This window comes from Nonomuraea sp. B208 (genome assembly GCF_057536035.1).
Genome location: NZ_BAAJOU010000031.1, coordinates 70996 through 96448, shown reverse-complemented (window position 1 = coordinate 96448; position 25453 = coordinate 70996). Strand labels below are relative to the sequence as shown.

Sequence of the window (25453 nt, the reverse complement as noted above, 5' to 3'; positions counted from 1 at the left end):
ACCCCAATTACCTCAGCCGCATCGCGCGGAAGCCGTAGACTTACGCCGGTTACGGGCGCAACTATCGTGTGCAAAAGACCAATAAATCTTCTACTTCTGTTTGATCATTAAGCGTAAGTGTGGGGAATGCGCGTCATCACGTTCGAGGAGCCGGGCCGTGTCCGCGTCGGCCTGGAAGCTCCCGCCGAAATCGTCCCCGGCTCCGTCCGGGTCCGGACGATCTACTCAGGCGTCTCGGCAGGCACCGAGCTCACCGCCTACCGCGGAACCAACCCCTACCTCAACCGCAAGTGGGACACCGAGCGCCGCCTCTTCGTCGAGGGCAGCACGCACGCCTACCCCCTGAGCGGCTGGGGCTACCAGGAGGTCGGCGAGGTGGTGGAGGCGGCCCCCGACGTCGCCGACCCGCCCGTCGGCAGCCTCGTCTGGGGCATCTGGGGCCACCGGGCCGAGGCCGTCGTCCCCGCCGAGAAGCTGGTCGGCCACGTGCTGCCGCCCGGCGCCGACGCGCTCGGCGGCGTCTTCGCCCGCGTCGGCGCCATCGCGCTCAACGCCGTGCACGCCGCCGACATCCACCTCGGCGACCAGGTCGCGATCTTCGGCCAGGGCGTCATCGGCCTGCTGGCCACCCGCCTCGCCGTGCTCAGCGGCGCCCGCGTGGTCGCCGCCGACGCCATCCCCGACCGGCTGGAGCTGGCCAGGAGGTTCGGCGCGGCCGAGACCTTCGACGTGCGCGCCGGCTCCGTCGCCGAGTTCACCCGCAAGCGCCTCGCGGGCGCCGACACCGTCATCGAGCTCAGCGGCACCCACCTCGGCCTGCACGAGGCCATCAGGACCGTACGCAAGGGCGGCCGGGTCGTGGCCGCCGGCTTCTACCAGGGCGACGGCGTCGGGCTGCGGCTCGGCGAGGAGTTCCACCACAACCAGGTCCAGCTCGTCTCCTCCCAGATCGGCGGCGTCGCCTCGTGGCTCAGCCACCGCTGGGACGTCGAACGCCTCCAGCGCACCTTCATGGAGCTCGTGCACCGCGGCGAGGTCGAGGTCGCCGAGCTGATCACCCACGTCGTCCCCGTCGAGCGGGCCGCCGAGGCGTTCGACCTGCTCGACAAGCACCCGTCCGAGGTGCTCCAGCTCATCTTCCGATTCGAGGAGTGACCGTGAAGCTCGCCGTCCAGGAGCAACTCTTGCCCGGCCGCTCCCTTCAGGAGAAGTTCGCCTTCGCCGTCGAGGCCGGCTTCGACGCGATCGAGCTGCGTGGCAAGGGCGACTTCCACTTCGCCGGCCGCCTCACCGAGCTCAAGCGGGCGCTGGCCGACGGCGTCGTCATGCCGACGGTCTGCGTGGACATGCCGCACTTCATCGGCGACTTCGACCCCGCCAAGCGCAAGGACGCGATCCAGCAGCTCCGCTCGCAGCTCACCGTCATCGGCGAGCTCGGCGGCATCGGCGTCATGACCCCCGCCTCCTGGGGCCAGTTCTCGCTCCGGCTGCCGCCGTTCGAGCCGCCGCGCAGCGCCGAGCAGGACCGCGAGGTGCTGACCGAGGCGCTCGGCGTCCTCGGCGAGCACGCGCAGCGCAACGGCGTCCTGATCATGCTCGAACCGCTCAACCGGTACGAGAACCACATGGTCAACACGCTCGCCGACGCGGTCTCGTACTGCGCCATGGACTCCATCAGGGTCGTCGGCGACACCTACCACATGAACATCGAGGAGGACGACCCCTGCCGCGCGCTGGCCGAGGCCGCCCCCTACCTCGCCCACATGCAGATCAGCGAGTCCAACCGGCACCAGCCGGGCACCGGCCACCTCGACTGGGGCGCCCAGCTCGCCACCCTCGACGCCTACGGCTACGACGGCTACCTCGCGCTCGAATGCCGCCTGCGCGGCGAGCCCGAGGTCGTGCTCCCGCAGACCGCCGCGTTCGTACGGAAGTTCCTGTGATCCCGCGCGAGGCCGTGCGCGTCCTGGTGTCGAACTGGGACGGCAACCACACGGTCCCCTCCCGCCGCCTGTACCCCCACCAGTGGAGCTGGGACTCCGCCTTCATCGCCATCGGCCATTCACGCTGGTCGCCGCGGCGCGGCCGGGCCGAGTTGCTCAGCCTCCTCGGCGCGCAGTGGCGCGACGGCCGGGTGCCGCACATCGTGTTCAACCCCCGGGTGTCCGACGGCGCCTACTTCCCCGGCCCCGACTTCTGGCAGGTCCGCGCGCCGTCCGGCACCGCGACCTCCGGCATCGTGCAGCCGCCGGTGCACGCGCTGGCCGCGTGGAAGACCCATCTGGCCGAGCCCGACCCGGCGTTCCTGCGCCGCGTCTACCCCAAGCTCGTGGCCCAGCAGGAGTTCCTGCGCACGGCCCGGCGCTCGCCCGAGGGCCTGATCTCGATCGTGCACCCGTGGGAGTCGGGCATGGACAACAGCCCGGCCTGGGACCAGCCGCTGCGGGCCGTCCACGACCGCCCCACCGGCTACGTCCGGCGCGACCTCAGCACCGTCGACGCCGACGAGCGGCCCACCGACCGCGACTACGAGCGGTACGTCGCCCTCGCCAGGGCCTACCGCGACTCCGGCTACCGCACGCCCGGCGCGTTCCAGGTCGAGGACCCGCTGTTCAACGCCGCCTACGGGCAGGCCGAGCACGTGCTCGCGCTGATCGCCGCCGAGCTCGGCCTCGACCCCGGGCCACACCGGCGCGAGGCCGCCGCCGTCACCGCCGCCATGGTCGAGCACCTGTGGGACGGCGCGCTCTTCCAGCCCCGCGACCTGGTCGCCGGCCAGGTGATCCGCTCCGACAGCGCCGCCGGCCTCACCCCGCTCCTGCTGCCCGGCCTGCCGGGCGACGTGGTCGAGAGGCTGATCTCGACCGCGCTCGACCGGTTCGCGCTCAAGGACGGCGTGCTGCCCAGCTTCTCGCCGGCCGCGCCCGACTTCGACCCGGTGCGCTACTGGCGCGGGCCGAGCTGGGTCAACCTGAGCTGGCTGATCTGGCAGGGGCTCAGCGAGCACCGCCCCGAGCTGGCCCGGCCGGTCGCCGAGGGGATCGTGCGGGTGATCACCAGGTCGGGCTTTCGGGAGTACTTCGACCCGTTCACGCTGCGCGGCCACGGCTGCTCGGACTTCAGCTGGTCAGCGGCCCTCCTCCTCGACCTCGTGGCGGAGCACGGCCTGGAGGCTCTGACGCCGGCGGGCGGCGAGGTCGCCGAGGAGCTGGGGAGCGTCACGGAAGCCGACGACATCGGTGACCAGGTGCCGGCGTAGCAGGGGGCCCCACTCCCTGAGCAGGCCGATCGTCTCGTACGACAGCCGCTCCCTGTCCCAGGCGTGCGCCAGCCCGCGCGGCACCCTGCCGATCTGCGCGCAGCGCACCGACAGGCCGTTGTGGTGGAACTCCTCGCCGAGCCGCACCTCGTCCGCGCCCTCGGTGTAGAAGGCCAGGTCCACCAGCGTGCCCTGGGGGCGGAGCAGGCGCAGCCCGAGGGCGAGCGCGCGGGCCCGGCCGCGGCACTGGAACACCACGTCCGCGCCCCGGTCCTGCGGGGCGTGCCGCCAGCGCCGCTTCAGCGTAACGGCCGGGTCATCATCCGTTGACAGCACGTCCGCGCCGAGGGCCGCGGCGACCTCCAGCCTGGCCGGGGTCTCGTCCACGACGACGACCTCGGCCGCGCCGCCGTGCATCGCGAAGCAGGCCACCAGCAGGCCGACCACGCCCGCGCCCACGACCACGACCCGGCGGCCGCGCACGCCGTCGCCGAGCTGCCGCGCGGCCGGGCCGTACAGGTCGTGGGCGGCGTGCAGCAGGCCGTTGGCGCAGATGGGGCCCATGTGGGCGACGTAGATGCCGAGCAGCGGGTCGAGGTCTTCCGGCAGCTCGACGAAGCGGTCGGTGAGCGGGTCGGCGACGTACGCGGTGCGGTGCCCGTACGCCATGGCGACCCGCGCGCCCTCGCGCACGGCCGCGGTCCTGGTCTCCACCACCAGGCCGACCTGCATGTAGCCGATGCCGCGGACCGGGTACTCGATCGACGGCGTGCCCGGCACGAACAGGCCGAGCTCGCGGTCGAAGGTGGCGTTCAGATAGGGGTTGTCGCCCTTGACGTAGGTCAGCTCGGTCCCGGCGGAGACGCCGCTGTGCGTCGTCGCCACCCTGAAGCCGCCCTCGGGGAGCTCGGGCGGCTTCTCCTCGACGAGCGAGACCTTGCCGGGAGCCTCGATCGTGAGCACCTCACCCATCGAGCGTCACCGGCCCTCCCTCGGCGGCGGACCGGGCGAGGGCCAGGGCCAGGCGGTGGGTCCGCAGGGCCTCGCGGTACGTGGCCCGCACGTCCGCGTCCTTGCCCTGCACGGCGTCGATGAACTCGCGGTCCACGCGGGTCTTCGCGCGGCCGTCGTCCTCGATCACCCGCTCGCCGTCCACCACCAGGTGCGTCTCGGTGAGCTCCAGCGCGATGCCGTCGGCGCAGACCTCCAGCCCCACCCGGTGCTTGCGGGTGAGCAGGCAGGAGGTGGCGAGCATCCCGGCCGCGCCGCCGGCGAAGCGGAGGACGGCGGCGGACGCCCGGTCCACCTCGCCGTCGGGGGCCTCGCCCGAGGCCACGGCGTGCACCATCGTGACCTCGCCGACCAGCACCCGCGCCAGGTCCAGGACGTGGACGGCCTGCTCGACGACTTGGCCGCCGGACAGGTCGCGCCGCAGCCACCAGCCGACCGGCGGGACCTTGTCCAGCCAGTGGCCGATCGCGAGCCGTACGAGGCGGCCGGCCAGCAGTTCCGTGGCCCGGTCGAGGAGGTCGAGATAACGCCAGTGATGGCCGACCGCGGACGGAAGGGACCTGCGGTCGATTTCGGCCGCGATGGTTTCCGCGGTTCGGAGGTCCAAAGACAGTGGTTTTTCCACGAAAAGCGGGAGGTCGGACGACAAAACGTCCAGTTCGGGGTTACCGTGCGCGAAAGGAGGCACGCAAACATAGACCGCATCGAGACGGCCGGCACTGAGCAGGTCCGCGTGGCTGCCATAGGCGGGGGAGCCATGCCGTGAGGCGAGAGCCTCGGCCTTCGCGAGATCCGTGTCGGCGATCCCGGCGATCGTGACATCGGAGAACCCGGACAGGACGTCTGCGTGACGGGCGGCGACATTTCCGGCACCTACGATGCCGACTCGGGTCAGTGGGGACACAACCCCGCATATGCCACAACCAGTTGCTATCAAACAAAGATGTTCGAAGGCGCATGAAACGGGCAGGTTGCGGGTCCTCATGAGAACGGGGCCAACTGCATGAAAACAGATGTGCGAGCCTTATCCAGGGTCCAGGAGTGGTACGGCCCTCATTCGAGCACTGCCGCCGAATGGCCCGTCGACGCCTTGATGCTGGCCAAGGGAACCACCACGGTGAGTGTCGTGCTGCCTGCTCGCGACGAGGAGAGCACGGTCGGCGACATCGTCACCGTCATCCGCAGGGAGCTCGCCGAGCGCGTGCCCCTCGTCGACGAGATCCTCGTCGTCGACTCCAACTCCACCGACGCGACCGCCGAGCGGGCCCGCGCGGCGGGCGCCCGCGTCGTGGCGCAGAACGACGTGCTCTCCCACCTGCCCCCGCTGACCGGCAAGGGGGAGGCCCTGTGGAAGGGGCTCGCCGCCAGCAGCGGCGACATCGTCGTGTTCGTGGACGCCGACCTGCGCAGCTTCGGCCCGCACTACATCGCGGGACTGGTCGGGCCGCTGCTGGTCGACCCCGGCGTCCACTTCGTGAAGGCCACCTACGAGCGGCCCTACATCGGCGCGGACGGCGTCCCTCAGCGGGGCGGCGGCGGACGCGTCACCGAGCTGGTCGCCCGGCCGCTCATCAACATGTTCTGGCCCGAGCTGGCCGGGTTCGCGCAGCCGCTCGGCGGCGAGTACGCCGCCCGCCGCGCCGTGCTCGAACAGGTGCCCTTCGTCACCGAGTACGGCGTCGAGTTCGGCCTGCTGGTGGACCTGCTCGACCTCGTCGGGCTGGACGCCATGGCCCAGGTCGACCTCGGTCACCGTACCCACACCCACCAGGACATGAGCGCCCTCGGCCGGATGGCCGGGCAGATCATGCACACCGCCTGGTCCCGCCTGGAGCGGCAGGGCCGGGTGATGGCCTCCGAGCCGCCCGCCCACACGCTGCTGCAGTGGGGCCTCGACGGCGACGCCGGCCTGGTGGACGTGGCCGTGGCCGAACGCCCCCCGCTCGCCTCCGTCCTTGAGGAGGATCCGGCGTGAAGGTCCTCATGAACGCGGGCCCGTGGCTCACCGTCCCGCCCCCCGGCTACGGAGGGATCGAGAACGTCGTCGCCACGCTGGTGCCCGCGCTGCGCGAGCGCGGCGTGCAGGTGGTCCTCGCCTCCGTAGGGAGCAGCGATTTAGAGGTGGACGAGCTGATCAGCGTCTTCGACGACGGTCAGTTCGGCGAGCTGCAGAAGCCGTACAACCAGGTCATGGGCATCGCGCACGCCCACCAGGCGCGGATCGTCGCCGAGCTGCGCGGGCGCGACGACATCGACCTCGTCCACGACCACCTGGAGGTGGTGGGCCCGGCGGTGCTGGCGGCCTACGGCGGGCCGCCCGTCCTCCACACCCTCCACTGGGACCTGCGCAAACATCCGCACTTCTACGGCGCGTTCCCGTCCTCGATCAAGGTGAACGGCGTCTCGGAGTCGCAGCTCGCCCGCGCCCCCGAGGCCCTGCGCGCCGCCTCGCTCGGCGCGATCCACCTGGCCACGCCGCTCGCCGATCGGCGGGTCGAGGCCGAGCGCGGCGAGCACCTCGTGGTCATGGGCCGGGTCTGCGGGCTGAAGGGGCAGCACGTGGCGGCCCGCGTCTGCCAGAAGCTCGGGCTGCCGCTGGTGCTGGCCGGGCCGGTCAGCGGCCGGGACAGCCAGGCCGAGCTGGACGCCGTGGCCCAGGACCCCGACCATCCGCTGCACGGCCACCCCGACGTGCGCTACCACCTCGACCAGGTGACCCCGTACCTGGACCACGACCTCGTGAAGTGGGTCGGCGCGGTGGGCGGCGAGGAGCGCGACCGGCTCTACGCCTCGGCGCGGGCCGCGCTCTTCCCCATCCAGTGGGACGAGCCGGGCGGCACCGCCGTCGTCGAGGCGCTGGCGCTCGGCGTGCCGCCCGTCGGGCTGCGCCGGGGCTGCCTGCCGGAGATCATCGACCACGGCCGCACCGGCTTCCTCGCCGACACCGAGGAGGAGCTGGCCGAGTGGCTGCTGCGGATCGACGAGATCGATCCCGAGGAGTGCCGCGCGGAGGCCCGCCGCCGCTTCTCGCCGTCGGTGATGGGCGAGCGCTACCTGGAGCTGTACGAGCGGGTCCTGCGCGGGGCCTGACGCCGCTGAAGGGCCGCTCTCGCGGCCCTTCAGCGGGACGCCACGGCGGCGGCCGGTCGCACCCGCAGCGCCAGCCGGGCCGGGACGGAGGTGGCGAGCAGGGCCAGGCCGGTCGCGGCGGCGATCACGAGCGCGTACGTCCCCAGCGGCACGTACGGCGCCGCCGACCCCGTCATGCCCGCCCCGAACGCCGCCAGCGTGACCAGCGCGATCCCCGTCCCGAGCACCGCCGCCACCAGCGCCGCGCCCAGCGTCTCCAGCCGCAGCATGCGCAGCACCTGCCGCTTCGTGGTGCCCGCCAGGCGCAGCGCCGCCAGCTCCCTGACCCGCCCCGAGGTCGCCATGGCCACGGTGTTGACCACGGCGATCGCGGTGAAGGCGACGATCAGCCCGAGCGCGACGAGCGTGGCCTGCTGGTTCGCGCCGCCGCCCGGCGCGGCGTTCCCGGAGGCGCCGGACAGCTCCGCGCCGTCCGGGAGGGCCGCCGCGAGCGCGCCCGCGCCCAGCGTGGGGGCCGACACGAGCACGACGCCCGAGGGGTCGTCCACGTGCCGGGGGACCAGCTCGTACGGCAGGGTGAGCTCGCCGAAGCCGAGCCCGCGGGCGTAGAGCGCGGCCACCGTGAGCCGCGCGGGGGTGCCGTCGCCGAGCGTGAGCCGCAGCGGGTCGCCGACGCCGATCCCGAGCCGGGCGGCGGCCGCCGTGCTGACCGCGACGCCCTTCGCGCCGAAGCCGTCCATCGAGCCCTGGGTGACGCCCAGGTCCACGGTGCGCGGGTCGTAGGCGAGCGCCTGAGCGGAGAACTTGTCCAGCCCGACCCGGACCGTCGTGCGCAGCACCGGGGTGGCCGCCTCGACGCCGGGCACCTCGGCGAGCGCCGCCGCGTCCGCGCCCACGACCACGTAGCCGGCCCGCAGCCCCGCGCCGGCCTGCTCCAGCGCCGCCTGCCCCACCGTGGCGGGGGCGAACAGGATCGTGCACGTCATGGCCACCAGCAGGGTCAGCGGCGACAGCACCGAGGCCAGCCCCTGGGGTGTGGCCCGCAGGTTGCGCGAGGCCAGGAAGCCGCTCACCCCGGCCGCCCGCAGCGGCAGCACCCGCGCGGCCGCCCGCGCGAGCAGCGGCCCGAGCAGCGTCACGGCGACCGTCCACACCAGCGCCGTCAGCATCGTCACGGGCGTGGCCGCGGCCTCGGTCCGCAGCCCCGACAGCACCAGCGCCAGCACCACCCCGCCCGTCAGGCAGGCCAGCCCCACGACGGCCCGCCACCACGGGAGCCGCCCCCGGTCCAGCGCGGCCTCGCCGAGCGCCTCCACGGGACGGATGCGCGCGATCCGCCGGGCCGACACCCGCGCCGCCGCCAGCGCGGCCCCGAGCGTGGCCACGAACGCCACCAGCGGCGGGAACGGGCTGACGACCAGCCGCAGGTTCGCCGGGGTGGTCCCGAGCGCCACGAACGTGGCGTGCAGCCACACGCCGAGCCCCATGCCCGCGCCCGCCCCGAGCGCCCCGGCGGCCACGCCCACCAGCAGCGCCTCGCCGGTCACCAGCTCGCGGACCTGCTTCGGGGTCGCGGCGACGGCCCGCAGCAGGGCCAGCTCGCGGTGCCGCTGCTGCACCGACAGCGCGAACGTGCCGACCACGACGAGGATCGCCACCAGCAGCGACGTCCCGGCCAGCGCGCCGCCCATGCTGATCAGCGACACCCTGGCCTGCTCGGCGTCCAGGAACTCCAGCCGCCCGCGCTCGTCACCGGTGTACGCCACCGCGTCCCGCGGGAGGGGCACGTCGCCCGAGGCGAAGACGCCGATGGCGCTCACCAGGTCGGGCCGGCCCGCGAGCCTGCGGGCCTCGGCGGTGCTGAGGAAGACCGTGTCCTGGCTCGGCAGGGCCTGCGCGGTCACGCCCACCACGCGCCGGCCGCGCAGCCTGTCGCCGACCGCCAGCCCGGCGCGGGCGTCCACCACGACCTCGCCGGCCGCCCGCGGCTCACGCCCCTGGGCGATCGTGAACGGCGTGAGCCCCGCGGACTCCCAGCCGTGCCCGGTGAACCCGCCGAAGGGGAACGTCACCTCCGTGATCACCTTGGCCACGCCGGGCGCGCGGCGCAGCTCGGCGGCGGCCGAGACGGGCAGCCAGGCGCGCTCGGTCAGCGGCTTGGCCTTCGTCTTCGTCTTGCCCTTCCCCTTGTCGACGCTCTCCCTGACGTACTGGTCGGCGGCCACGACGAGCGGCGTGCCCGCGTACCGTTCGGGGGCGACCGCGCCGCGCAGGCCGGTCTCCAGCAGCATGAGGCAGGCGCACACCAGCGCCGCCGCGCACAGCAACGCCACGAACGCGCCCGCGAAGGCGCCCTTGCGGTGCCGCAGGGTCCTGATCGCGAGGCCGATCACGCGTACGCCCCCATCCTGGTCATGCGCTCGGCCACCTTGTCGGCGGTCGGCGCGCTCATCGCGTCCACGATCCGGCCGTCGGCGAGGAACAGCACGGTCCCCGCGTACGAGGCCGCCACCGGGTCGTGCGTCACCATCACCACGGTCTGGCCCATGGTCTCCACCACCTCGCGCAGCAGGCCCAGCACCTCGCGGGCGGTCATCGTGTCGAGCGCCCCGGTCGGCTCGTCACCGAACACCACCTCCGGCCGCGTCACCAGCGCCCGCGCGATCGCGACCCGCTGCTGCTGGCCGCCGGACAACTGGGCGGGCCGGTGCCCGGCGCGGCCCTCCAGCCCGACCCTGCGCAGAATCTCCGCCAGCCACTCCCCGTCCACGCGGGCGCCCGCCAGGCGGAGGGGCAAGGTGACGTTCTCCACCACGTCCAGCGCGGGGATCAGGTTGAACGACTGGAACACGAAGCCGACCCGGCGCCTGCGCAGCTCGGTCAGCTCCGTCTCGCCCATGCCCGCCAGCTCCGTGCCGCCGAGGCGCACCGACCCCGACGACGGCACGTCCAGGCCGGCCGCGCAGTGCAGGAACGTGCTCTTGCCCGATCCAGAAGGGCCCATCACCGCGGTGAACGTCCCGCGCGGGATGCCCGTCGTCACCTCGCGGAGGGCCGCCACCGCGCCCTGTCCCTTGCCGTACACCTTGCTCACGGCGTCCAGCCGCACCACGTCCGTCATGTCCTCAAGCCTGTCGGCCGGGCGCGGCGCGTCCCAGAGACACCGTCACCGATCACCCATGACGTCGTCATGAACCGGACACCCCTACATTGGTGTGCCGTGATTCGTGTACTGCTGGCCGAGGACCAGGCGGTGATCCGCGGCGCCCTCGCGGCCCTGCTCGACCTGGAGGAGGACCTGGAGGTGGTGTCCGCGGTCGACTCGGGGCAGGCCGCCGTGGACGCGGCCGCCGTCGGGCGGCCCGACGTGGCCGTTCTCGACATCGACATGCCGGGCGCGCTCGACGGGCTGGCCGCCGCCGCCGAGATCAGGGTCCGGGTGCCCGCGTGCCGCACCCTCATGCTGACCGGCTACGGCAAGCCGGGGCATCTCAAACGGGCGCTCGCGGCGCAGGTCGGCGGGTTCCTGCTGAAGACGGCCCCGCCGGAGGAGCTGGTCGCCGCCATCCGGGCGGTGGCCCGGGGCGAGCGGGTGCTGGACAAGGCCCTCGCGGTCACCGCCTGGGACCTCGCCGACAACCCGCTCACACCGCGCGAGGCCGACGTGCTGCGCCTCGCGGCGGACGGGGCCGACGCGCCGGACATCGCCGCCCGGCTCCACCTGACGCCCGGCACCGTGCGCAACTACCTGACGGCCATCGTGGCCAAGCTAAACGCGCGCAACCGTACCGACGCCGTGCGCATCGCCACCGAGAGCGGCTGGATCTGAGGCCCGCACCCGGGCCTCCAGCACGAACCAGCCGTCCTCGACGCCCGTGCTGAGGTGACCGCCGAGCGCGGCCAAGCGGGTGGTCAGGTTGCCGAGGCCGGAGGAGCCGCGACGGGCCGGGGCGGCCCGCGCGCCGTCGTTGCGTACGGTGAGCCGGACCAGGCCGGCGTCATGGGCGGTCACGATCGAGCAGTGACGGGCGGCCGGGCTGTGCCGCAGGACGTTCGTCACCGCCTCGCGCAGCACCGCGCTCAGCGCGGTCTCCACCTCCGGCGGCAGCGGCGGGTGGGCCAGCTCGGCCGTGACCTCGACGCCGGCCGCGGCCAGGGTCGCCCGCGCCGCGTCCGCCTCGGCGGCGAGCGACAGGTCGCGGTGCTCGCCGGAGACGGCGCGCAGGTCGTGCTCGGCGCGTTCGGCCATGGCGAGGACGTCCGCCAGCTCCGTCCGCGCCCGTTCCGGCGGCAGGCGGCGGGCCAGCTCGCACTTGAGCAGGATCGCGGCCAGGCTGTGGCCCAGGAGGTCGTGCAGGTCGCGGGCCGCGCGCAGGCGCTCCTCGACGACCGCGGAACGGGCGAGGCTCTCCCTGGCCGCCTCCAGCTCCCTGGCGAGCTGGGCCAGGCGGAGCAGGCTGTAGACCACCAGGCCGGTGACGACGTTGCTCACCGTGACGTTCACCGCCTCGGGCAGCGGAAGGGCCAGGTGGGCGGTGACGGCGCCGGTGGCCGCGACGACCGCCCCGGCCAGCGGCCAGGCCACCCAGGGGCGGAAGGCCAGCAGCACCGGGCCCGCCAGGAACCCGCCCACGCCCAGCCACACCGGGCCGAAGACCGGGATCGGCGCGAAGGTGAGCACCGCCATCACGGACAGGGCCGCCATGTGCCGGCCGGACACCGACCTGAGCTGCATCACCACGATCACGGCCAGCGTCGCGGCGGCCGGGAGCAGCAGGTGCGGCGGGATCAGGAGCAGCGCCTTGACGCTGAACCCGACGAGCACCGCCGCCAGCAGCCACACCGACACGTCCACCGACGCGAGGCCCAGTCCGGCCCGGTCGGGACCGCCCGCCTCGGGGGCGGGGAGCGCGGCCCGCACCGTGTAGTGGCCCTGCGGGGACAGGTCGCTCGTCAGCTCGCCGCCCGCGGCCCGCACCTGGGCGGCCAGGTCCGCCAGCCCGTCGCCGTCCTCGGCCGTGCGGCGGCCGTCGTCGCGGACGCGCAGCAGCACCCGGCCGCCCTCCTCGGCGGTCTCGATCACGCACGTACGGGCCGCCCCGCGCCGGACCACGTCCGTGACCGCCTCCCGCAACACCGCGGCGAGCAGCGACCCGGCCGGCCCGAGCGGCTCCTCGTGCCCGGCCCGCACCTCCACCGCCACCCCGGCGGCCTCCAGCATGCCCCTGGCCGTCGTCAGCTCGGGCCCGAGCGACATCGCCCGGTAACCGGCCGCCGCCGAGCGCGCCTCCGCCAGCGACCGCCGCGCCTCCGCCACGACCGCGCCCAGCACCTCGCCCGCCCCGGCCGGCGCCGCCACGGCCCGCCGCACGCCCATGATGATCGCCGCCAGGCCGCGCCCGAGACCGTCGTTGAGCTCGGCCGCGATACGCAGCCGCTCCTCGCCCACGGCCGCCGCGGCCAGCGCCGGGCGGGTGCCGTGCAGCTCGTCCACCCGCTGCACCAGCCGGATGAGCCCGGGGACGATCAACGTCATCAGCACCGTGGTGACCGCCAGGTCGAGCGTGCGCGGCACGTCGCCGGTCCGCGCGTACGCGATCACCACCGCGCCGAACACCACCAGCGGCGCGGCCGCCCACAGCCGGGTGACCAGCAGCGACCCGGCCAGGAAGCCGAACACCACGACCGACGCCCCGGAGCCCAGCGTCACCCAGCAGACCAGCGCGGCCTGCACGGCCACCAGCCACCAGGACCGCGACCAGAAGGTGAGCAGGCACTGCACGGCGAAGACCAGCGCCGTCCCCGGCGCGCCCGCCAGGACGTACACGCTGGACAACGCGGCCAGCACCGCGACGACGATCACCCGCGCGACAAGCACGGGCAGCAGCCTAGGAGAAACCTCTCGGCAGCACGGTGACGGGGCAGGGGGAGGCGCGCAGCATCTTCATGGCCAGCTCGCCCAGGAACACCCGGTGCGGCTGGGCGTCCTCGCTGGCCGCGCAGACCAGCAGCTCGCCGGGCAGCCACTCGACGCCGGCCATCGCCGCCGCCACGTCGTGGCCCTCGGCCACCTCCGCCTCCGCCTCGATGCCGGTGCTCTCCCACGCCAGCCGGACGGCGAGCGCGAGGTCGTCCCTGAGCCTGCTCTGATCCTCGGTACGCAGGTCGAACGTGATCAGCCGCAGCGGCACCCCCAGCCGCAGCGCCGCCTGCGCCACCCGCTCCACGGCGGCGTCGCACTGCGGCCGGTGCACGTACGCGAGCGTGAGCCGGCCGGGCTCCTCGGGCGGGACGTACTGGGCGGGCGCCACCATGACCGCCTCCGGCGACAGGTGGAGCAGGTGGTCGGCGGTGGTGCCGACGGCGATGCGCCCGTGCTGCCCGCCGCCCGCCGAGCCGACCACGACGAGGTCGGCGCGCATCCGGCTGGCCAGCACGGCGAGGCCGCGCCCGCTGCCCCGGCTCTCGTAGGCGAGGTATCCGGCGGGGGCGCCCCCCAGCTCCTCGGCCGCGTGCGCCAGGTTGGCCTGCGCCTCCACGGCCAGCCCGGGGCTCCCGGGCGGGTAGATCGTCGCCACCGTGAGCTCGCCGCCGGTCACCCGCGTGATCGCCGCGCCCAGGGCCAGAGCCTCCCGCCCGCCCGGCTCGCCGGTGTAGCCGACGATCACGTGCTCTCCGATCATGAATGCCCTCTTACCCGCTTTGAGCAGGGAATACGCGGCATCGTGCGGAACGTTGTAAACGTGCGGAGGCGCAAAGACAGTGAAGATCACTCTTGACACCACGTTCAACGGGTCACTCGGTCAGGTCACCCTCAGTCAAGCGGTTCAGCAGCTCCGGGAACGCGACCTCGCCTGCACCGTCCCCGCCGACGCCGTCGAGCGCAAGGTGACCGTGTTCGCCCGCTGCGTGGAGCGCGGGTTCACGCCGCTCCGCAGCGAGATCATGGCCGCCTACTACGTGGCCGAGCGCGACGCCACCGCCGAGGCCTTCGACCGCGGGCTGATCACCCGGGGCGAGCTGGAGAGCCGCCAGGCGCAGCTCACGAGCCTGCTTCTCAGCTGAACTTGCTGACTTTTTCCCAACATTCCGCCATAAGGTCGAGGCGCTCGACCACCGGAGTCCTTAAGGTCGTGTCCACTGCCCGTTCACGGATTGGACACTGGTGTACCGCGACATCGTCGACTTCGCCTCCAGCACGCCCGCGTGGCTGCACACGCTCGCCGAGGTAGGGACCGACGCGGGGTTATTCCTGTTCGCGGCGCTGTTCGTGCTGGCGTTCCTGCGCGCGTGGCGGGCGCCCGCGCGCGATCTGGCCCTGGTGATCGCCGGGCCGGTCGGGATCGTGCTGGCGTACGTGCTGAGCGAGGTCGTCAAGGTCCTCGTACGCGAGGACCGGCCCTGCCGGGGCGTGACCACGACCATCGCGGCCTGCCCGCCGGCCACCGACTGGTCCTTTCCCAGCAACCACTCGGTGATCGCGGCGGGCGCGGCGGCAACGCTCGTGCTCGTCTGGCGCGCCCTCGCGTGGCTGGTCGTCCCGCTGGCCGTCGTCATGGCGTTCTCGCGGGTGTTCGTGGGGGTGCACTACCCGCACGACGTGATCGCGGGCTTCCTGCTCGGGGCCGCACTCGCGCCGCTGTTCGCCCTGCTGGTGGTGGGGGCGTTCACCCCTGCCGTACGTCTGGTGCGAACGCGTCTGTCGCCGCGATGAGCCGGTCGAGGATGCCGGGCTCGGTGTAGGCGTGCCCGGCGTCGTCCACCACGTGGAACTCGGCCTCCGGCCACGCCTGGTGCAGGTCCCAGGCGGTCGCCATGGGGGTGCAGGCGTCGTAGCGGCCCTGGACGATCACCGCGGGGATGTGGCGGATCTTGTCCACGTCCCGGATGAGCTGTTCGGGGCCGAACCAGCCGCCGTGGGTGAAGTAGTGGTTCTCGATCCTGGCGAAGGCGACCGCCAGCCGGTCCTCGCCGAACTCGGTCACCAGGGCGGGGTCGGGCCGCAGCGTGATCGTCCCGGCCTCCCACTGGGCCCACGCCCTGGCCGCCGCGAGCCGGGCCGCGTCGTCGTCGCCCTCCAGCCGCCTGCGGAAGGCCGCGAGGAGGTCGCCGCGCTCCTCCTCAGGGATCGGGGCCAGATAACGCTGCCAGAGGTCGGGGAAGAGGAAGTTGGCCCCCTCCTGGTAGAACCAGCGCAGCTCCTGCGGGCGCAGCGTGAAGATGCCACGCAGCACCAGCTCGCTCACCCGCTCCGGATGCGCCTCCGCGTAGGCGAGCGCCAGCGCGCTGCCCCACGAGCCGCCGAACACCTGCCACCGCTCGATCCCGAGGTGCTCGCGCAGCCGCTCCATGTCGGCCACCAGGTGCCAGGTGGTGTTGGCCGACAGGTCGGTGGCCGGGTCGCTCGCGTGCGGCGTGCTGCGGCCGCAGTTGCGCTGGTCGAACAGGACGATCCGGTAGCGCTCGGGGTCCCACTGCCGCCGGTGCTTGGCGCTGCACCCGCCGCCGGGCCCGCCGTGCAGCATCACGGCCGGCTTGCCGTCCGGGTTTCCGCAGGTCTCCCAGTAGATCTGGTTGCCGTCGCCGACGTCGAGCAGTCCGGAGTCGTAGGGTTCGATGGGCGGGTACAGGGTTCTCATGGGCTCTGATCCTGCCGCATCCGCTACTGGGCCCACTCGTGGCGGGTCAGGAAGGACCGGTCGCCGGTCGCGTACTCGCGGAAGGCCCGGCGCACCTCCTCCAGCTCCGCCACCGTCGTCCTGACCAGCGTCCCTTCCTTGTACTCCAGCTCGTAGCCGGGCGACACCTGGATGAAGTGCCGCCCGAAGTTCACCAGCGCGGCGAACGGGTTCTGCGCCGACAGCGTGCCCAGCACGTCGTCGACCAGCCCCAGGTCCGGATCGTGCACGATCATCCCGTCGCCGGTGTGGAGTTGCATGCCCTCGTACACGCCGAGCGGCGCGACGTTGTGCACGAGGTCGCGCTGCGGGTCGTAACACACCAGGCCGTGCGCCCGCGCGATCGCGAAGACCTGCGCGGACACCTCGTCCATGCTGTCGAGGTCCATGGACACGAGCACGTGACCGTCCGGGTAGAGCCGGACCTCGCCGGGCAGCTCCTTGACGACCTCGGGCACCACGCCTGATCCGTCGCTGGGCTCGGCGCGCTTGACCGCCAGGTAGGTGGCGCGGGCCTGATCCCTGCCGATCGGCTCCGGCTCGTCCCAGACCATCAACTCAACGCTCATCCGTCCATCTTGTCGGACCCGTTTCGCGGCCCGCGCGCGGCTACACCGGTTTTTCCGAGTTCGGCACCAACTCCACGGTGCAGTTGGCGCACCGCCGCGCCTCCACGGGGATCTCGCTGAGGCACTCGGGGCACTCCTTCGTCGAGGACTTCCTGTCCCGCTCCACCCACCGGATCAGCCGCGTCATCGGCGCCACCACCAGCCAGTACACGATCGCCGCGATGATCAGGAACGTGATGAGGTGGTTGAGGAAGTCGCCGTACTTGAACACGCTGCCGTTGACGGTGAAGGAGTAGTTGGCGAAGTTCGGCTGCCTGCCGCCGGTGATGGCGCCGATCAGTGGGGTGATCAGGTCGGTGACCAGCGCCTGGACGAGCCCGCTGAAGGTGGCGCCGACGATCACCGCCACCGCCAGCTCGACGATGTTGCCACGGAGTAAGAACTGTTTGAAACCGCCCATGAGGTCGGCATATTGCCCGGGCGCGCGATCTGAAACCCGATCGTCCCTGATTCGGGCCCGTGAGAACGTCGAGGCCGGTCAGACCTCGGGTGCGAGCCGTTCGAGGTCGAAGCGCCCGTCCTTCACCCCTCGGATGAAGTCGGACCATTCGTCGACCGAGAACGGCAGGACGGCACCGCTGGCGTCCTGGCTGCCCCGCACCCAGACCTTGCCGTCCAGCACCGCGACTTCGACACAGTTGCCGCCGTTGCAACTGTGCCAGAAGGCATGGTCGAGAGCAGGCGAGCGAGTCATGCACTACCTCCTGGGGGTCGGCTGTAGAGGTATTGCGCCGTCGGGCATTTTACCCCGAATAAGAGAGGCGAATTCATGGGCCCGGTGACCGGGAGTGGGGACGGGTGTCAAAAGTGACGGGCGGCCACCCGTGAGGTGACCGCCCGGTGATATCGCGCTCTCAGCCCTGATGCGTTCCCTTGATGCGTCCGAGGAAGGCGTTCCAGGCGCTCGTCTCGAAGACAATGACCGGGCCATCAGGGTTTTTGTTGTCGCGGACGCCTACGGTGTCGGCGGAGAGCAGGGCTACCTCGACACAACTACCACCGTTGCAGAAAGACGAAGCTCGCCAATGGCGGATTGCGTCAGAGTGTGGCCGGGTGGACATTCTCTCCTCCGTGCACTATCAAGAGCGCTGCGACGTTCCGAATAATTTCGGGCACGACCAGTACGCGGTAAGGAAGACGCCCTTAGGCGTCTCAAGTGTCATGCATAGAGTGGCACTTCCGTCTGGCAATTGCCAGAGGAGCGCGGGCAAGGAGTTTCGAGTTGGACCGTTATATGGTTCTATGAGAACTTTGTCAGCATTTCTGCGACGCGGTTCAAGGACTCCTGGAAACCCAGCGCCTCGGCCCTCAAGTGGTCGATGACTTCCTCGAAATGCCTAATCGTTTTGTCGCTTTCGAGGTAGAAAAGACCCATCTGGTGCTCTACGAAGACGGTGTCTGCGATGTCAGAGTTTCGGCCGAATTCCAGGAAACGGAACGGGCTGTCGAAGCCCATGTGCGCCCCCGAGGTGAAGGGGATGACCTGGATGCGGACGTGGGGCAGCTCCGCGAGCTCGAGAATGTGCTGGAGCTGGGCCCGCATGACCTGTCCGTTGCCGACGTTGCGGTGGAGCACCGATTCGTCGAGGAGCACCCAGTAGCGTGGCGGGTCGGCCCTGAACAGCAGCTCGGTCTTGCGTTTGCCGCGCGCCTGGACCCGCTCCTCCAGGATGTCGGGCGCGATGCGCGGCAGCCAGCCGCGGATGACCGCCCGCGCGTAGTCCTCGGTCTGCATCGGCCCCGGCACCAGCTGGATGACGTACTCGGTGATCGCCGTCGCGCCGGCCTCCAGGCCCAGCATGGGCGCGAACTTGACGTCTTCGAGCGTCTGCCACCATTCCTTCTGGCGGGCCTCCCTGGCCAGGGTCATCAGCTCGGTCATCTTGGGCTCGGCCAGGCCGTAGAGCCGGCACAGGTCCCGGACGTCGCGCAGGCTGGCAGGGCGCTGGCCGCGCTCGATCCTGCTGATCTTGGTGGGGGAGCAGAGCAGTTGTTCGGCGACCTCCGCCGCGCTGAGCCCCTTCTCGTGGCGCAGCTCGCGCAGGCGCATGGCCAGCTGGCGCTGCCTGAGCGTGGGGTTCGGGAAGGCCATCGCACCCCTTTCGAGGAGCAGCTCCGAGAAGCGGCGGAGGGTTTTACCGCGATCATACCCACCGTTTTCATGATCCAACGTTAGGTAAACGTCACCGGCACGTTCGTATGGCAATTGCCATCTGCAGGTGGCTTTCTGGCCGAAGCAGGGTAAACCTTCAGCGGGCTTACCAGGAAGGGGCGATGACGAAGATCAGAAGCAGCTTCTCGAAAATGCCGCGACCACATTTGTCCCGGACGACCCATGAGAGCCGCCCGGGACGCCGGGCTGGGACGTGACTTGCCGCGTTTCCCAGTCAGCGATCATCCGCTCCTGCCAGAGCACTGGATGATCTCCTCCCGATTTTAGCAACTTGACCGACAATTCGCCGGTGCCGTTCACCCGCGTGAGTCCGGGTGCGTACGCCCGCGGGGGGCGTACGAGGGCCCGATGAGCGGCGGAGGCGGACGACGGGGTCCGTCTCCGGCCGAGTCCGCAGTCTGCCCTGGGCGCTACCACCAGGCGCCAGTCGAGAGGCCGCCGGGGTAGGGGGCCCGCCTGGGGTGGGCTGTGAAAGTGAGCCGCCTCCGGCAACCGCGCCGCCGGAGGCGGCTCGCTCATGTCCGGGTCCCGCCCGGAGGGGACAGTGGATGACTGGGATGACTGGAATGTCCGGGATCGGGCAGTGCTGGCCCGGCTGCTTGTCGGGTGACGAGGGGGGAACAGAACATGGGGAGAGACCGCAAGGGAGCCTCGATGATCGAAGTCTGGCCGGGAGACCCTTATCCGCTCGGGGCGACCTATGACGGCGCGGGGACGAACTTCTCCCTCTACACCGAGGTCGCCGACAAGGTCGAGCTGTGCCTGTTCGACGACGACAACGTCGAGTCGCGGGTGCCGCTCACCGAGGTGGACGGGTTCATCTGGCACGGCTACCTGCCGGGCATCGGGCCGGGGCAGCGCTACGGCTACCGGGTCCACGGGCCGTACGAACCGCAGCACGGCCTGCGCTGCAATCCGAACAAGCTGCTGCTCGACCCGTACGCGATGGCCATCGAGGGCGACGTGAAGTGGCACGAGGCGGTGTACGGCTACCGCTTCGGCAGCCCCGACACCCGCAACGACATGGACTCGGCTCCTTACGTCCAGCGCTCGATCGTCATCAACCCGTTCTTCGGATGGGGCCACGACCGGCCGCCCGCGACGCCGTACCACGACACGGTGATCTACGAGGCGCACGTGCGCGGGCTGACGATCAGCCACCCGAAGATCCCGGAGCACCTGCGCGGCACGTACGCCGCCCTCGGCCACCCGGAGATCCTCGACCACCTCACCAAGCTCGGCGTGACCGCGCTGGAGCTGATGCCGGTCCACCAGTTCGTGACGGACCACATCCTGGAGGATCGCGGGCTGTCCAACTACTGGGGCTACAACTCGATCGGCTTCTTCGCCCCGCACAACCGCTACTCCAGCCAGGGGCAGCGCGGCGGCCAGGTGCTGGAGTTCAAGGCGATGGTCCGGGCGCTGCACGAGGCGGGCATCGAGGTGATCCTCGACGTGGTCTACAACCACACCGCCGAGGGCAACCACCTGGGCCCCACGCTGGGCTTCCGCGGGATCGACAACGTCAACTACTACCGCACCGTGGACGACGACAAGCGCTACTACATGGACACCACGGGCACCGGCAACAGCCTGCTCATGCGCTCGCCGCACGTCCTTCAGATGATCATGGACTCGCTGCGCTACTGGGTCATCGAGATGCACGTCGACGGCTTCCGCTTCGACCTCGCCTCCACCCTCGCCAGGGAGCTGCACGAGGTCGACCGGCTGAGCGCCTTCTTCGACCTGGTCCAGCAGGACCCGGTGCTGTCGCAGGTCAAGCTGATCGCCGAGCCGTGGGACGTCGGCCCCGGCGGCTACCAGGTCGGCAACTTCCCCTCCCGCTGGACGGAGTGGAACGGCCGCTACCGCGACACCATCCGCGACCTGTGGCGGGGGCAGCCGGCCACGCTGCCGGAGTTCGGCTCCCGCTTCACCGGCTCCAGCGACCTCTACCAGGACGACAGCCGCCGCCCGGCCGCCTCGATCAACTTCGTCACCTGCCACGACGGCTTCACCCTCCAGGACCTCGTCTCGTACAACCACAAGCACAACGAGGCGAACAAGGAGGGCAACCGCGACGGCACCGACGACAACAGGTCGTGGAACTGCGGCGAGGAGGGCGCGGCGGGCATCGCCGTCGAGGCGCTGCGCGAGCAGCAGAAGCGCAACTTCCTCACCACGCTGTTCCTGTCGCAGGGCGTCCCGATGCTCTCCCACGGCGACGAGCTGGGCCGCACCCAGAAGGGCAACAACAACGGCTACTGCCAGGACAACGAGCTGACCTGGGTCGACTGGTCGGACGTGCGCGAGAACTGGCTGCTGCTGGAGTTCACCCAGCGGCTCGCCGAGCTGCGCAAGAAGCACCCGGTCTTCCGCCGCAGGAGGTTCTTCTACGGCAAGCCGGTACGCGGCCTCAACGACATCGCCTGGCTCACCCCGTCAGGGGAGGAGATGACGGACGGCGACTGGAACGTCGGCTACGCGAAGTCCCTCGCGGTCTTCCTCAACGGCGAGGCCATCACCGAGCCCGACCGGCGTGGCCGGCCGATCCGCGACGACTCCTTCCTCCTGCTGTTCAACGCCCACCACGACACCATCAAGTTCACGATCCCCAAGGACTACGGCGAGATGTGGCACACGGAGATCGACACGGCAATGCCGATCATGCTCGACGTGCGGATCTGCCGCGGCGGCGAGGCGATCGAGGTCCCCGGCCGGAGCGTACGGGTGCTGCGCCGTGTCTAGGCGGCCGACCTCGACGTACCGGCTGCAGCTGACCCCCGACTTCGGCTTCGCGGAGGTGGCGGGGATCGCCGGCTACCTGCGCGACCTGGGCGTCAGCCACGTCTACCTGTCGCCCGTGCTGGAGGCGGCGGAGGGGTCGCGGCACGGCTACGACGTCACCGACCACTCCAGGATCCGGGAGGCGTTCGGCGGGGCGAGCGGGTTCAGGGAGATGGCGCAGGTGCTCGCCGCGCACGACCTGGGGGTGGTGGTCGACATCGTCCCCAACCACATGAACACGGAGAACCCCGCGTTCTGGTCGGTGCTAAAGGACGGCCGCGACTCGCCGTACGCCGCCTGGTTCGACGTCGCGTGGGACGAGGACGGCAAGGTCGCGCTGCCGGTGCTGGGCGACGACACCGAGCCGGTCGTGGACGGCGACGTGCTGCGCTACCACGAGCACACCTTCCCCCACCCCGGCCACTACCGGCTGGTCGACTGGCGGCAGGGCCCCGGCTACCGGCGCTTCTTCGACGTCTCGACGCTCATCGGGCTGCGCGTCGAGGACCCGGCGGTGCTGTTCGCCACGCACGAAGTGATCTTCTGGCTCCTCGACGAGGGGCTGGTGGACGGGCTGCGGATCGACCACCCCGACGGCCTCGCCGACCCGCGCGGCTACCTGGAGCGGCTGCGCGCCCGTACCGGCGAGAAGACCTGGACGGTCGTCGAGAAGATCCTCATCGGCCCCGAGCGGCTGCCCGCCGACTGGCCCTGCGACGGCACCACCGGCTACGAGGTGCTCAACCGGGTCAACGGCCTGTTCGTCGATCCTGAGGGCGGGGAGGCGCTGGTCCGGCTGTTCACCGAGCTGACCGGGCAGCCCGCCGACTACCGGCAGGTCATGCAGGAGTCCAAGCGCGAGGTGCTGGAGCTGTTCTTCCGCCCCGAGGTCGAGCGGCTGGCCAGGTCGGCGGGCTGCGCGCCCGAGGCGGTGCGCGAGCTGCTGGCCGCGATGCCGGTCTACCGCGCGTACGTGGTGCCCGGCGAGCCGCCGCCCCCCGAGTCCGTCGAGATCGTCGAGCTGGCCGCCGCGTCCTGCTCGGCGGAAGACGTCGGGCCGCTGGTCCACGAGGTGCTGTACGGCTCGGCGGAGACGATCACCCGCTTCCAGCAGGCGTGCGGCCCCGTCATGGCCAAGGGCGTGGAGGACACCGCGCTCTACCGGTGGTTCCCGCTGGCCTGCCTCAACGAGGTGGGCGGGGAGCCGGACGTGTTCGGGACGTCCGTGGAGGAGTTCCACGAGTTCTGCGCCGGGATGCAGCCGTACACGATGACGACGCTCTCCACGCACGACACCAAACGCTCCGAGGACGTCAGGGCGCGGCTGTCGGTGCTGTCGGAGCTGCCGGAGGAGTGGGCCGACGCGGTCGGGCAGTGGTCGGCGGCCGTCAGCTTCGACCCCCACCTCGACTACCTGGCCTGGCAGAACCTCATGGCCGCCTGGCCGATCTCGGCCGAACGGTTCACGGACTACCTGCTCAAGGCGGCGCGGGAGGCCAAGACCCGGATCTCGTGGGTCGCTCCCGACCCGGCGTACGAGCAAGGGCTGCGCGAGTTCGCCGAGGCGGCGGTGCGGCTGCCGATCGGCAAGTTCACCGAGCGGATCGAGCCGTATGCGATGTCGAACTCGCTGGGCGCCAAGCTCGTGCAGCTCATGATGCCCGGCGTGCCCGACGTCTACCAGGGCAACGAGACGAGCGACTTCTCGCTGGTCGACCCGGACAACCGGCGTCCCGTCGGCTTCCCCGCCGAGCCCGCCACCCGCTGGGACGAGGCCAAGCTGCTGCTCACCCGGCAGGCGCTGCGGCTGCGGCGGCGGCTCGGGGGAGGGGCGGCGTACCTGCCGCTGGAGGCGGACGGGCCGGCGGCGGAGCACGCGGTCGCCTTCGCCCGCGGCGAGGACGAGCGCGGGCTGCCCCGGGCGGTCGCCGTCGCCACCCGGCTGCCGGTGCGGCTGGCCCGTACGGGGTGGGGCGGCACGACGCTCTCCCTGCCCCCGGGGACGTGGCGCGACCTGCTCACCGGCGCCGTCCACACCGGCCGCGTCCCGCTCGCTCACCTGCTCGGTCAGTATCCGGTCGCACTGCTGGAGAGACATGATCTTTGAGGTCTGGGCGCCGGACGCCACGACGGTCGAGGTGGACGTGCGGGGCTCACGCCGGCCGATGTCCCCCGGGGCCGGCGGCTGGTGGTCGGCGGAGGTCGAGGGGGCGGAGCACGGCACCGCGTACGCGTTCCTGGTGGACGGCGACGGGCCCTACCCCGACCCGCGCTCGCGCCGGCAGCCGGACGGCGTCTTCGGGCCGAGCGCGGTCTACGACCACGCCAGGTTCACCTGGTCGGACCACGACTGGAAGGGGCGGGACCTGCGCGGTTCCGTCATCTACGAGCTGCACGTCGGGACGTTCACGCCGGAGGGCACGTTCCACGCGGCGATCGAGAAGCTGGACCACCTCGTCGAGCTGTGCGTCGATCTCGTGGAGATCATGCCGGTCGCGCCGGTGCCCGGCGGGCGCAACTGGGGGTACGACGGGGTCGACCTCTACGCGGTGAACGAGACGTACGGGGGGCCCGACGGGCTCAAGTCGTTCGTGGACGCCTGCCACCGGGCGGGGCTCGGCGTGATCCTCGACGTCGTCCACAACCACCTGGGGCCGTCGGGGAACTTCCTGCGTCCGTTCGGACCGTACTTCGCCGGCTTCCCCGGCAGCTACTGGGGCGAGGCGGTCAACCTGGACGGGCCCGGCTCCGACGAGGTGCGGCGCTACTTCATCGGCAACGCGCTCCAGTGGCTGCGCGACTACCACGTGGACGGGCTGCGGCTCGACGCCGTGCACGCGCTGCACGACGCCCGCGCCACGCACCTGCTGGCCGAGCTGGCCGCCGAGGTGGACGCGCTGGCCTGCGTCGTCGGCCGGCCGCTGACGCTGATCGCCGAGTCCGACCTCAACGACCCGCGCATGGTGCTGCCGCTGGAGGCGGGCGGGCTCGGCATGAACGCGCAATGGGACGACGACGTCCACCACGCGCTGCACTGCGCGGTCAGCGGCGAGAGCCACGGCTACTACGAGGACTTCGCGAGCCTGCCCGCGCTGGCCAAGGTGCTGACCGGCGGGGTGCTGCACGACGGGACGTACTCCAGCTTCCGCGGGCGCTCCCACGGGCGGTCGTACGCGGGCGTGCCCGGCCACCGGCTGGTGGCCTGCCTGCAGAACCACGACCAGATCGGCAACCGGCCGCGCGGCGACCGGCTCCCCGTCGCGGCGCTGAAGCTGGGGGCGGGGCTGCTGCTGACCTCGCCCTTCACGCCGATGCTCTTCATGGGGGAGGAGTGGGGTGCGCGCTCCCCGTTCCTGTTCTTCTCCGACCACGTCGAGCCGCGACTCCGGGAGCGCGAGGCGGAGCGGCGGGAGCGCGAGTTCGACGGGTTCGGGTACGTGTGGGACGCCCCCGACCCGTCGGACGAGGAGACGTTCCTGCAGTCCAAGCTGGACTGGACCGAGCTCAAGGAGGAGGCGCACTGGTCGCTGCTGTGCTGGTACCGGGACCTCATCGCCCTGCGCAAGGCCCTGCCCGAGCTGTCGGACCCACGGCTGGAGCGCGTCAGGGTGGACGTGGATCCGGGCGGGAAGTGGCTGGTCATGTGGCGGGGGGAGCTGGCGGTCAGCGTGAACTTCGCGGAGGAGGCGGTGAGCGTGCCGGTGGCGGCGGGGGCGGTGCTGCTGGCGTCGGACGATCCGGTGCGAGCGGACGAGGACGGCCGCCTACACCTCCCGGGCCAGTCCCTGACCATCACCCGCCCCGACACCACCTGACCCGATATGTC

22 protein-coding genes and 1 pseudogene are annotated in these 25453 nt (G+C 71.8%); 11 read left to right on the top strand and 12 right to left on the bottom strand.

What is annotated here, in order from left to right; genetic code table 11:
* Positions 1–126 precede the first annotated feature (126 nt).
* The 3 genes and pseudogenes from AC27IY_RS44340 to AC27IY_RS44330 all read left to right on the top strand — a co-directional run.
* Positions 127–1155, top strand: coding sequence for a zinc-dependent alcohol dehydrogenase (locus tag AC27IY_RS44340; RefSeq protein ID WP_487181668.1), 1029 nt, complete (start codon positions 127–129; stop codon positions 1153–1155).
* 2 nt (positions 1156–1157) lie between these two features.
* The gene (locus AC27IY_RS44335; RefSeq protein ID WP_329584178.1) at positions 1158–1943 is read left to right on the top strand and encodes a sugar phosphate isomerase/epimerase family protein; all 786 of its coding nucleotides are present in this window, start codon (positions 1158–1160) and stop codon (positions 1941–1943) included.
* Positions 1874–3118: pseudogene (locus AC27IY_RS44330) on the top strand (MGH1-like glycoside hydrolase domain-containing protein); the annotation flags it as partial. The gene AC27IY_RS44335 and the pseudogene AC27IY_RS44330, both read left to right, overlap by 70 nt.
* Positions 3119–3127: 9 nt before the next feature.
* Here AC27IY_RS44330 and AC27IY_RS44325 read toward each other — a convergent pair.
* Positions 3128–4231 (bottom strand): zinc-binding dehydrogenase, encoded by a 1104-nt coding sequence (locus AC27IY_RS44325; RefSeq protein ID WP_449948655.1) that lies wholly within the window; start codon positions 4229–4231, stop codon positions 3128–3130.
* Entirely contained in the window at positions 4224–5255 is a 1032-nt protein-coding gene (locus AC27IY_RS44320; protein WP_487181667.1) for a Gfo/Idh/MocA family protein, read from the bottom strand. The genes AC27IY_RS44325 and AC27IY_RS44320 overlap by 8 nt, the downstream gene beginning before the upstream one ends.
* 18 nt (positions 5256–5273) lie before the next feature.
* Here AC27IY_RS44320 and AC27IY_RS44315 point away from each other — a divergent pair, with 18 nt between their 5' ends.
* Together AC27IY_RS44315 and AC27IY_RS44310 are read left to right on the top strand one after the other, a co-directional pair.
* Entirely contained in the window at positions 5274–6245 is a 972-nt protein-coding gene (locus AC27IY_RS44315; RefSeq protein WP_423474532.1) for a glucosyl-3-phosphoglycerate synthase, read from the top strand.
* The gene (locus tag AC27IY_RS44310; protein ID WP_423474533.1) at positions 6242–7360 is read left to right on the top strand and encodes a glycosyltransferase; all 1119 of its coding nucleotides are present in this window, start codon (positions 6242–6244) and stop codon (positions 7358–7360) included. Before AC27IY_RS44315 ends, AC27IY_RS44310 begins: the two co-directional genes overlap by 4 nt.
* Positions 7361–7389: 29 nt before the next feature.
* On the opposite strand, the gene AC27IY_RS44305 is transcribed toward AC27IY_RS44310, so the two are convergent.
* Together AC27IY_RS44305 and AC27IY_RS44300 are read right to left on the bottom strand one after the other, a co-directional pair.
* Positions 7390–9753: an ABC transporter permease gene (locus AC27IY_RS44305; protein WP_487181666.1), complete on the bottom strand. Its 2364-nt coding sequence runs from the start codon at positions 9751–9753 to the stop codon at positions 7390–7392.
* On the bottom strand, positions 9750–10481 hold the full coding sequence (locus AC27IY_RS44300; protein WP_487181665.1) for an ABC transporter ATP-binding protein: 732 nt from the start codon (positions 10479–10481) through the stop codon (positions 9750–9752). The genes AC27IY_RS44305 and AC27IY_RS44300 overlap by 4 nt, the downstream gene beginning before the upstream one ends.
* A 99-nt stretch (positions 10482–10580) precedes the next feature.
* Here AC27IY_RS44300 and AC27IY_RS44295 point away from each other — a divergent pair, with 99 nt between their 5' ends.
* Positions 10581–11189 carry a response regulator transcription factor gene (locus AC27IY_RS44295; protein ID WP_487181664.1) on the top strand — a complete coding sequence of 203 codons (609 nt, stop codon included), beginning with the start codon at positions 10581–10583 and terminating at the stop codon, positions 11187–11189.
* Here the strand turns inward: AC27IY_RS44295 and AC27IY_RS44290 are convergent.
* The gene (locus tag AC27IY_RS44290) at positions 11130–13238 is read right to left on the bottom strand and encodes a sensor histidine kinase (RefSeq protein WP_487181663.1); all 2109 of its coding nucleotides are present in this window, start codon (positions 13236–13238) and stop codon (positions 11130–11132) included. The two genes, AC27IY_RS44295 and AC27IY_RS44290, sit on opposite strands and share 60 nt — an antisense overlap.
* A 10-nt stretch (positions 13239–13248) precedes the next feature.
* Positions 13249–14043, bottom strand: coding sequence for a universal stress protein (locus AC27IY_RS44285; RefSeq protein ID WP_423444062.1), 795 nt, complete (start codon positions 14041–14043; stop codon positions 13249–13251).
* A gap of 79 nt (positions 14044–14122) precedes the next feature.
* Here AC27IY_RS44285 and AC27IY_RS44280 point away from each other — a divergent pair, with 79 nt between their 5' ends.
* Positions 14123–14425 carry a hypothetical protein gene (locus tag AC27IY_RS44280; RefSeq protein ID WP_487181662.1) on the top strand — a complete coding sequence of 101 codons (303 nt, stop codon included), beginning with the start codon at positions 14123–14125 and terminating at the stop codon, positions 14423–14425.
* 100 nt (positions 14426–14525) lie between these two features.
* Positions 14526–15074: a phosphatase PAP2 family protein gene (locus AC27IY_RS44275; protein ID WP_329584161.1), complete on the top strand. Its 549-nt coding sequence runs from the start codon at positions 14526–14528 to the stop codon at positions 15072–15074.
* Here AC27IY_RS44275 and pip read toward each other — a convergent pair.
* The 6 genes from pip to AC27IY_RS44245 form a co-directional block, all read right to left on the bottom strand.
* Positions 15028–15999: a prolyl aminopeptidase gene (pip, locus tag AC27IY_RS44270; protein WP_487181661.1), complete on the bottom strand. Its 972-nt coding sequence runs from the start codon at positions 15997–15999 to the stop codon at positions 15028–15030. The genes AC27IY_RS44275 and pip overlap by 47 nt on opposite strands.
* A gap of 23 nt (positions 16000–16022) precedes the next feature.
* Positions 16023–16607 (bottom strand): hypothetical protein, encoded by a 585-nt coding sequence (locus AC27IY_RS44265; protein ID WP_364449066.1) that lies wholly within the window; start codon positions 16605–16607, stop codon positions 16023–16025.
* Between the two features lie 40 nt (positions 16608–16647).
* Entirely contained in the window at positions 16648–17067 is a 420-nt protein-coding gene (mscL, locus tag AC27IY_RS44260) for a large conductance mechanosensitive channel protein MscL (RefSeq protein WP_423444068.1), read from the bottom strand.
* Positions 17068–17145: 78 nt separating this feature from the next.
* Positions 17146–17361 (bottom strand): DUF397 domain-containing protein, encoded by a 216-nt coding sequence (locus AC27IY_RS44255; RefSeq protein WP_423444070.1) that lies wholly within the window; start codon positions 17359–17361, stop codon positions 17146–17148.
* A 160-nt stretch (positions 17362–17521) separates the two neighbouring features.
* Positions 17522–17728: a DUF397 domain-containing protein gene (locus AC27IY_RS44250; RefSeq protein ID WP_344209548.1), complete on the bottom strand. Its 207-nt coding sequence runs from the start codon at positions 17726–17728 to the stop codon at positions 17522–17524.
* A 179-nt stretch (positions 17729–17907) separates the two neighbouring features.
* Positions 17908–18759, bottom strand: coding sequence for a helix-turn-helix domain-containing protein (locus AC27IY_RS44245; RefSeq protein ID WP_423474542.1), 852 nt, complete (start codon positions 18757–18759; stop codon positions 17908–17910).
* A gap of 735 nt (positions 18760–19494) precedes the next feature.
* Here AC27IY_RS44245 and glgX point away from each other — a divergent pair.
* Genes glgX through treZ form a run of 3 tightly spaced genes read left to right on the top strand, consistent with a single transcriptional unit; the run spans position 19495 to position 25442 of the window.
* A complete protein-coding gene (gene glgX, locus AC27IY_RS44240; protein WP_344209544.1) occupies positions 19495–21588 on the top strand; it encodes a glycogen debranching protein GlgX in 2094 nt (697 codons plus the stop codon).
* Positions 21581–23734, top strand: a complete 2154-nt coding sequence (treY, locus tag AC27IY_RS44235; RefSeq protein WP_487181660.1) for a malto-oligosyltrehalose synthase — start codon at positions 21581–21583, stop codon at positions 23732–23734. Before glgX ends, treY begins: the two co-directional genes overlap by 8 nt.
* Positions 23724–25442, top strand: a complete 1719-nt coding sequence (gene treZ / locus AC27IY_RS44230) for a malto-oligosyltrehalose trehalohydrolase (protein WP_487181659.1) — start codon at positions 23724–23726, stop codon at positions 25440–25442. Before treY ends, treZ begins: the two co-directional genes overlap by 11 nt.
* Positions 25443–25453 lie beyond the last annotated feature (11 nt).

Coding starts and splice junctions, on each gene's coding strand:
- AC27IY_RS44300 (WP_487181665.1), bottom strand. CDS start 10,481: ATGACGGACGTGGTGCGGCTGGACGCCGTGAGCAAGGTGTACGGCAAG.
- AC27IY_RS44245 (WP_423474542.1), bottom strand. CDS start 18,759: ATGGCCTTCCCGAACCCCACGCTCAGGCAGCGCCAGCTGGCCATGCGC.
- AC27IY_RS44255 (WP_423444070.1), bottom strand. CDS start 17,361: ATGACTCGCTCGCCTGCTCTCGACCATGCCTTCTGGCACAGTTGCAAC.
- AC27IY_RS44340 (WP_487181668.1), top strand. CDS start 127: ATGCGCGTCATCACGTTCGAGGAGCCGGGCCGTGTCCGCGTCGGCCTG.
- mscL (WP_423444068.1), bottom strand. CDS start 17,067: ATGGGCGGTTTCAAACAGTTCTTACTCCGTGGCAACATCGTCGAGCTG.
- glgX (WP_344209544.1), top strand. CDS start 19,495: ATGATCGAAGTCTGGCCGGGAGACCCTTATCCGCTCGGGGCGACCTAT.
- AC27IY_RS44325 (WP_449948655.1), bottom strand. CDS start 4,231: ATGGGTGAGGTGCTCACGATCGAGGCTCCCGGCAAGGTCTCGCTCGTC.
- pip (WP_487181661.1), bottom strand. CDS start 15,999: ATGAGAACCCTGTACCCGCCCATCGAACCCTACGACTCCGGACTGCTC.
- AC27IY_RS44315 (WP_423474532.1), top strand. CDS start 5,274: ATGAAAACAGATGTGCGAGCCTTATCCAGGGTCCAGGAGTGGTACGGC.
- AC27IY_RS44285 (WP_423444062.1), bottom strand. CDS start 14,043: ATGATCGGAGAGCACGTGATCGTCGGCTACACCGGCGAGCCGGGCGGG.
- AC27IY_RS44320 (WP_487181667.1), bottom strand. CDS start 5,255: ATGAGGACCCGCAACCTGCCCGTTTCATGCGCCTTCGAACATCTTTGT.
- AC27IY_RS44250 (WP_344209548.1), bottom strand. CDS start 17,728: ATGTCCACCCGGCCACACTCTGACGCAATCCGCCATTGGCGAGCTTCG.
- AC27IY_RS44265 (WP_364449066.1), bottom strand. CDS start 16,607: ATGAGCGTTGAGTTGATGGTCTGGGACGAGCCGGAGCCGATCGGCAGG.
- treZ (WP_487181659.1), top strand. CDS start 23,724: ATGATCTTTGAGGTCTGGGCGCCGGACGCCACGACGGTCGAGGTGGAC.